Genomic DNA, 7,030 nt, shown 5'->3' with positions numbered 1-7,030 from the left:
CGCCGTAGTGCCATCTGGTTAGGTTTTGGGTTTGCAGAGTCGGCTTTCCACGCCTCGTACTGCCGCTTCCATTCAACTCAACCAACGCCTCAGCCAACGCCCAATTGTACGCAAACCGGGCGCAACCTGCCGCACGGGCAAAATATATTGCTTGCTTGTTGTTCGGGTTGAGGTCTATCCTATGCGCTATCAACCTATGCGCTATCAACATGATGGCCGCCTACTATATGTTCTGCTTTGATTCGCCCGATTTTTTCCCAACGCCGTAGCATTGTGATTGAAACTCCTAATGTTTCAGATACTTCACCTATGCTTAACAATCTATTCATGATTACATATATTAACATAGATTTGATTATATTTCTATCGTACTGTTCACACCCTCCACTCTCCACGATTCGAGCATGTTACGTTATTATATACACGCGCGTTCAAATTTTGTTCAAAATGTCCGCGCGTGAAAGGTGAAAGGTAAAAGATGGAGGGATGTTTTAAAATGATGCAAGCCAACGTTTCCGTACTGGAAGAACTGCGGTCCCTGAAACAGGAACTGCAGGACAGTCTTTGACCTGCCCACGCTGAAAGCCAGAGCCTCGGAGCTGGAGATCGTCACTGCGGAGTCCGATTTTTGGTCGCGAGAGGGAAATCAAGAAATCCTGAGAGAAATGTCCGGTATAGCGGGACGTGTGGAAGAATGGGATAGAGTCTGCCGAGAAGTGGAAGACCTGGAGATTCTGGACACCATATTGCGTGAGGAAGAGGACGCAGAACTTCAAAAAGAGTTCGAGACTCGGTCGAGAGAGCTTCGTCACGCATTGGACCGCTACCAGCTCCAAATCCTCCTGAACGAGGAATATGATCGCGCGAACGCGATTCTCACGGTTCACGCCGGTTCTGGAGGGTTGGATTCCCAGGACTGGGCAGAGATGTTATTGCGGATGTACCTGAGGTGGGCCGAACGCGACGGCTACAAAACTACGGTGCTGGAGGCTACTTCCGATGAGGAGGCGGGTATCAAAAGCGCCACCGTTCTTGTGGAGGGCGATTACGCTTATGGGTACCTGAAGGCCGAGAAGGGAGTACACCGCCTGGTGCGCATCTCCCCTTTCGACGCAGCCCATCGCCGCCATACCAGCTTCGCCTCGGTGGGAGCGTCGCCGGAACTGCCCGACAATGTAACGGTCGAGGTGCGGCCCGAAGATCTGCGGATGGATACTTTCCGCGCCAGCGGAGCCGGGGGACAATACGTCAACCGCACAGACTCGGCGGTGCGTATCACCCATATCCCCACGGGGATTGTGGTAAGCTGTCAGAATGAGCGTTCCCAGCACATGAACCGCCAAGTTGCCATGAACGTTCTGAAGAGTAAGCTATACGAGCGGGCCATGCAGGAAAGAAGCGACGAGCTGGCGGCTGTGGTTGGCGACAAAAAAGAAAGTACCTGGGGCAGCCAGATCCGTTCCTACGTGTTGCACCCCTATACCTTGGCGAAAGACCACCGAACGGGAACGGAAAAAGGGAACGTTCAAGGGGTGATGGACGGGGACATCGACGACTTCCTCATGGGTTATCTGCGCTGGAAGAAAAATGGATAAAGCAGATAAAATAGAGAAAACAGATAAAATAGAGAAAACAGATAAAAATGGAGCATCGTCGGTCGTCAGACAAACTGGCCAAGTACGCAGTATAAAGAGACATAATTTAATTTATATAAGCGTCGATTTTTTAAACCCCTTTCGTCGGGGTCTAGGATGAGGGGTTATGGTCGTGAATTGGATTTCGTTTCGGCGTGGCAGCGTTTTTCAATGGTTTTTGTGGGTATTTCTCCTATTTGATAGTTTTTTTTATGATTGTTCTTCCAGCGCGGCGGAGCCGGTTGGGGCTTTTGTCCCGGAACAACCTATCCTATCGGTGGAAAAGCTGCAGGCTGGAATGAAGGGGTATATGCTCACGGTGTTGAAAGGAACGGAGCCCGTCCGATTGCCGATTGAGGTGGTGAGCGTCATCCCTCAGAAGGAAACCGTGAGGAACTTTATCCTGGTACGGATGTTGCCGTCATCCAAAAACAAAACGGGCATGGCTCAAGGAATGAGTGGTTCTCCCGTCTATGTGGATGGGAAGCTGGTGGGCGCTGTGGGAATAGGTTGGAACTTCAGCGACCACGAGATGGCGCTGGTGACGCCCATTGAGGACATGTACAGGGTGTTTTCCCGTCCAGACAGACTCGTTGGAGTGAAAACCATCGGCGAGGTCGAAGGTAAAGGTGAAGGTAAAGGTGAAAAACCTTCGTATAGATCTTTGCCCCTGATGGCGGGTGGATTGAGCGAACGGGCCACAACTAAGCTCAAAGCCCGAATAGGAGTTCCAGTCGAGGCGGCCCCTTACGCAGCGGGAGGAGAATTGTCGTTAGTCGACACTCGCTTTTCACCCGGTGAAGCCGTCTCTCTCCTTCTGGTCTGGGGCGATGTGGAGGTAGGCGCCAGTGGTACCGTGACGGCAACAGCCAAGGATGGGCGCTTTTTGGCCTTTGGACACCCTTTTCTGGAGTGGGGAGCGGTGAACTTTCCAGCCGCTCATGCTTATGTACACGAAACTATCTCCAGTCAGGCGTTCCCATTCAAGATCGCGTCTCCGATTTCTCTGGCGGGCACGGTAACCCAGGACCGACCCGCTGGCGTGGGGGGACGGGCGGGATATTTTACGCCGTCGATCACGGCGACCCTGGTTTTCAAAGATGCCGATCTTCCCGCTGGTTTCCTGGGTGCCCGCGTTGAGAAAAACTTTCGTGTAGCGCCGGATAACTTCTTGGGAGCGAAACTGCTCCAGGGGGTTTACGAGGGCCTTATCGGCGACCTGTGGGGACGGACGGGGCAGGGTACCGCTACCGTGACTCTGCGGGCGGAAGGGCGCGGCCTGACCCAGGGGTGGACGCGCACTAATGTTTTTGTTTCGGATTCGGATGTGGGAAAGGCCGCCATGTACGAGCCCGCCTCCATGATAGAGATGATTTTGCTGCAACCTTTCGGGGATGTTTTTCCGATAGGCTTCAGTCTTGAGGTCACCGTGACCCAGGAACCCAAGGTGCTTTTTATCGAAGACGTGGTGGTTTCGTCGGACGCGAAGCCGGGTGAAAAACTAGGCGTGGAGGTAACCCTGCGCCCTTGGCGGCGTAATCCCGTCAAGAAGCATTTTGAGGTGGTGGTTCCCGCGGACGCCACAGGAAGCTGCGAGTTGGTCGTGCGGGGTGGCGGATTGAATTCTCTTTCCCAGGTTGCCGTGGATAGCGGGTGGAAGTCCATCGACGGCTTTCAGCGCATGTTGACGGAAATCAACGCCGCGGACGCCAATAACGAGTTGATTGTGGAATTTGTGCACGATCAAATGAATGAAAAAACGGATGAAAAAACGGACGAAAACGAGAAAAAAAACACGGCGAAGCTGTCGCCTGAAGAAAAGGAGTTTCTGAGTGAGACCAAGGCGAGACGCGTCAAAGAGGGAACCTTGAGGATCTCCCGGTCGGAGTACGTGGTGGAGGGCATGATGAAGCGCCAGATCAACGTGAACGAGAGTTCAGGAGGCAGTGGTTCCTCACGATGACGGCGTCGAGCGAGGGGCTTTTTATAACAATCGAGGGCATCGACGGCAGCGGGAAAAGCACCCAGTCCGAGCGGCTTTGTCAATGGCTGGAGGACGTTTTGGGACCCGGGAGGGTTCTGCGTACCTTTGAACCCGGCGGTTGGAGCGGTGGAGAATTGTTGCGCCGGCTTCTACTGGGAGGGACGACCTTAACGTCACGGACGGAGTTGCTTCTTTTCCTGGCGGATCGGAGCGGCCACCTGGACAAGGAGATCCTTCCGGCTCTCGCGCAGGGGCGCTGGGTCGTCTGTGAACGTTACACGGATTCCACTTTGGCCTACCAGTCCTGGGGACGAGGCATCGCCTACGAAAAAATAAAAGGACTTCTTGATTGGTGTGGTTTTCCAGAGCCCGATGGGACGATTCTTCTGGACGTGAACGAGGAAACGGCGTGGTCGCGATTGAAGCGGCGGGGCGAGGCGGATCGGATGGAGTCCGGCGGAGCGGATTTTATGGCGCGAGTGGTCAAGGGATATCGGGAGCTGGCGCGTCGCGATTCAAACCGGATCATGGTTCTTGATGGGACAGCCAGCGCCGAGCACGTGGCCGAGCGTCTATGCTTGCGCGTGGAGGAACGTTTTGGAAAACGCATGAGGTTCTGAAGGAACAGCGATGAAGGTAAAACGCGGCGAAGGTAAGGTGGAAGAGGGAAGCGGAGGGACTGCCCGGCGTCATTCAGAGTCTCAGGGGGTTGTTGCCGCGCGGCCACCTTTCGGCGTTGCTATGAACAACGCTATGGAAGAGCTGGAGGTGCGGGAACTTCTGGGACGATTGGACGCTCTGGTGGTTCAGTTATCGATTTTTCCGGCCGAGCGTTTACTTCTCGAATACAGGACCATCTTGAAAGAACTTCTGACCCGGACGATGAGGGGTTTCACCCTGCGGCGGGACCTGCAGTGGCGGAGAACCAGCCGCAGCACTTACATCACTGTGGAAAAGGTTGAATCTTCCTTGAACGAGCTGGAGGAGGCCTTTCAGCAGGAAGGTGGTAGAATCAGGGCCTTACGGTTGATGGAGGAGATAAAAGGGTGTCTGATCTCGCTCTTGTTTTGAATCAGACCGGTTCTTCCACAGGGCCGGCCTTTATGGATACGCCCACATGGCGGGATGTACTCGCTGCATTCGCGGCCGGGACCGTTCCTCACAGTTGGGCTATGAAAGCCCCAATGCAATGGCATGGGGTCCTTTTGGACGTCATGTCGCGTCTTTACCTATGCGACAACGGCAGAGGTGATGATGGGTGTAAGGGGTGCGAGGCTTGGAGCCGTAGTTGTTTGGATCACCCCGACCTGATCGTGGCGGGAGAGTTTGACAAGGCGGCCAACGTGGCGACCTGTCGCGAATTGATAAAAGAGCTGCGGTTGAAGCCCGTGGAAGCGAAACGCCGAGTGGGTGTGGTGCTGGCGGCGGACCGGTTGCTGATTCACGCGGCGAATAGTCTGCTGAAGATCGCGGAAGAGCCTCCTCTTCACGCCAAACTTTTTTTTCTGATGGAGGGGGACGATTTTTTGCCCACTCTGCGGAGCCGCTCCCGCTTCACGACACTGGCGGACTCTCCGTCCTTTAAAGCTCATCCCATGCCCCGAAATGAAGAGGAATGGTTGGAATGGTTGAAAAACTTGAAAGACGACGAGGACATTCCGGAGCTTTTGTCCTCGTGGGTTTCGTATTTTTTGCGGGCGGGAGAAGAAGAACCCGAAGAGATATCCAGACGAGAATTGAGGGAGTTCGCCGCACGTGTGGAAAGACTCCGTTTGCTCGTCCTGCAAAAAAAACTCTCACAGACGATGGTGTGCGATCTTTTGATTTTAGCACTTAAGGAGGATCTTCCTTTTGAGCATATACTTGGCGGTTTTCGGTAAACCCCGCTATCTTGGACTGGTAGACATCGGCGACCCCGTGCCGAAAGCGGGACAATGGATCGTCATCAAAACGATCCGGGGCTTGGAAATGGGCCTGTTGGGCGGTTCTCTGTCCCAAGAGCAAGAGGTCAAATACCGAAAGGCTTGTATCGACGAACCCAGCGACGAGCACACCCGAGGACCAGAACCTATGTTGCAGGAAGTGGATTTCGTCGATCCCGCCAGCGACGTCCAGATTGAGGAACACTATCTGCGTCGCTTCGACGAGGAGCGGGTGTTGATTCGATCCCGGCAGATCCTGTGCGACCATCAGCTTCCCATGAAGCTGGTGGACGTGGAGTACATTATGGACCGCAAGAAACTGTTTTTTTACTTTACTTCTGAGCAACGCGTGGACTTCAGAGCTTACGTGCGCGATCTGGCCAAGGAGTTTCGCATCCGCATCGAGATGCGTCAGATAGGGGTTCGGGACGAGGCCAAGACCGTCCGGGGAATCGCTCCTTGTGGAAAGCCTTGTTGCTGTAGCTACTGGCTGCATCATTTCACCCCCATCAACATCCGCATGGTAAAGGAACAGAATCTGGCCTTGAATCCTACGAAAATATCGGGAATCTGCGGCAGACTGATGTGTTGCATGTGCTATGAACACTCCAACTACAGCGAACTCTGGCAGTCCCTGCCCAACCCCGGCTCGAAAATCAAGACGGCACTGGGAACTTATGTTCTCGAAGGGGTGGATCTGCGTACCCAGAGCGTAAGGATCCGTTTCCCGGAGGGACGAGAGGTTTCCATCGCCGTCTCCGAATTTGAAAACTTTAAAGACACTGTTTCGCGAGGCGAGACCTGGGAGGTGGAACCCCCAAAAGACGCGCCGCGCCGCTCTGTACTTACTCTCAGGCCTTCCCTTTCCCCGCGAATGGCGGCCGCCTCCAAGCTCTTCGTTTCTAAAATCCCGTGCTCCGCTCCGGTGGAACCGAAAGTAGAAAACCCCAAAGATTTCGTTAAAAACAACAAAAAGCTCAGACCTGAGAAGATCACGTTGGAAGAGCATATCGCGGGCCGCGTCGGCGATATGAAACGGAACAGCGCCTCCGCCATTAACGTCGCCCTCACCGCCGCGCTTGACGCGGAGGTCGTGAAAAGACGCCCCATGAAGCACAAAGGAGCATACGTCGCGCCCTCTCCGGTAAGAGATGCGGTCCAGGGAAAACCGGCGGCGAAAGACGCAAAGAGGATCGTGGGGCCCAAGGCAAAGCCGGCTCCACCTCGGAAAGATGGGGCTCACCCTCTTGAGACTCGCCCCTTTGAAACCCGTCCCGCTGAAACCCGTCCCCGCGGTTCCTTCGATACGGCACGCAAAGACCTCCGAAAGGACGCGCGGGATCATCGAGATAACCGCGGCCGAAGTCAGCCGTTCCGTCATGGAGGCGGCGAGAATCGCGGGCGCGAGGGACAATATGATAAACAAAACGACGAAAAACGTGACGGTGAAAAACGGGGCGACGCGGGAAATGGTGAATCGTAGAGACGCG

The 7,030-nt window shown here is 54.6% G+C and carries 8 protein-coding genes; 6 read left to right on the top strand and 2 right to left on the bottom strand.

All coding sequences use genetic code 11. The features are described 5' to 3' along the window. On the bottom strand, positions 1–211 hold a 211-nt coding region (locus tag LBJ36_09030), incomplete at its 3' end, for a helix-turn-helix domain-containing protein (GenBank protein ID MDR1379174.1). Continuing rightward, positions 195–329, bottom strand: coding sequence for a MerR family DNA-binding transcriptional regulator (locus tag LBJ36_09025; GenBank protein ID MDR1379173.1), 135 nt, complete (start codon positions 327–329; stop codon positions 195–197). The genes LBJ36_09025 and LBJ36_09030, both read right to left, overlap by 17 nt. A gap of 167 nt (positions 330–496) precedes the next feature. Here LBJ36_09025 and prfB point away from each other — a divergent pair. From prfB to LBJ36_08995, 6 genes are all read left to right on the top strand, one after another. Further along, positions 497–1,595, top strand: a protein-coding gene (gene prfB / locus LBJ36_09020) for a peptide chain release factor 2 (protein MDR1379172.1) whose coding sequence is annotated in 2 segments (ribosomal slippage) — positions 497–565 and positions 567–1,595 — 1,098 coding nt in all. Because the reading frame shifts where the segments join, the coding sequence is not laid out codon by codon here. A gap of 166 nt (positions 1,596–1,761) precedes the next feature. Next, positions 1,762–3,597: a hypothetical protein gene (locus LBJ36_09015; GenBank protein ID MDR1379171.1), complete on the top strand. Its 1,836-nt coding sequence runs from the start codon at positions 1,762–1,764 to the stop codon at positions 3,595–3,597. Next, positions 3,594–4,238, top strand: coding sequence for a dTMP kinase (gene tmk, locus LBJ36_09010; protein MDR1379170.1), 645 nt, complete (start codon positions 3,594–3,596; stop codon positions 4,236–4,238). Before LBJ36_09015 ends, tmk begins: the two co-directional genes overlap by 4 nt. 10 nt (positions 4,239–4,248) lie before the next feature. After that, positions 4,249–4,689, top strand: coding sequence for a DUF327 family protein (locus tag LBJ36_09005; GenBank protein MDR1379169.1), 441 nt, complete (start codon positions 4,249–4,251; stop codon positions 4,687–4,689). Beyond that, on the top strand, positions 4,665–5,498 hold the full coding sequence (locus LBJ36_09000; GenBank protein MDR1379168.1) for a hypothetical protein: 834 nt from the start codon (positions 4,665–4,667) through the stop codon (positions 5,496–5,498). The genes LBJ36_09005 and LBJ36_09000 overlap by 25 nt, the downstream gene beginning before the upstream one ends. Then, the gene (locus tag LBJ36_08995; protein ID MDR1379167.1) at positions 5,470–7,023 is read left to right on the top strand and encodes a hypothetical protein; all 1,554 of its coding nucleotides are present in this window, start codon (positions 5,470–5,472) and stop codon (positions 7,021–7,023) included. The genes LBJ36_09000 and LBJ36_08995 overlap by 29 nt, the downstream gene beginning before the upstream one ends. Positions 7,024–7,030: the final 7 nt, after the last annotated feature.

It is taken from the genome of Synergistaceae bacterium (assembly GCA_031267575.1).
Classification (GTDB): domain Bacteria; phylum Synergistota; class Synergistia; order Synergistales; family Aminobacteriaceae; genus JAIRYN01.
Note: the sequence above shows the minus strand (reverse complement) of the source record. Positions and strands in the feature narration are given on the sequence as shown.